The organism is Klebsiella sp. K47 (assembly GCF_051858335.1).
Lineage (GTDB): Bacteria > Pseudomonadota > Gammaproteobacteria > Enterobacterales > Enterobacteriaceae > Klebsiella > Klebsiella pneumoniae.
In genome coordinates this window covers 1-234 of sequence record NZ_JBPYUI010000282.1, presented here as the reverse complement: position 1 = coordinate 234, position 234 = coordinate 1, and the positions used below count along the sequence as shown (strand labels likewise).

Annotated in this window: 1 protein-coding gene; it reads right to left on the bottom strand. The window is 42.7% G+C overall.

All coding sequences use genetic code 11. The features are described from left to right. The coding region (locus tag RRF55_RS28045) for a transposase (RefSeq protein WP_171252086.1) at nucleotides 1-203 on the bottom strand (203 nt) is incomplete at its 3' end. Nucleotides 204-234 lie beyond the last annotated feature (31 nt).

Sequence of the window (234 nt, the reverse complement as noted above, 5' to 3'; positions counted from 1 at the left end):
AGACGAAATAAGGATTTAATCATTAAGCAGCATTGGATGGCTGCGTCGGAGTAGGTTTGATTTCGCCCTTGTTTGCCTTTTGATGGCGCATACCATTGCGTAGCAGGATCAAACCAAATGGCAATATTTCCGCGACTCATGAGTGCTCGGTTATATGCGGGCCAATTGGTTGTGCGGTAGATTTTGTGTGTAGGCTTCTTCATTTGAAAATTATATCGCTAAAAAAGCCTTTAC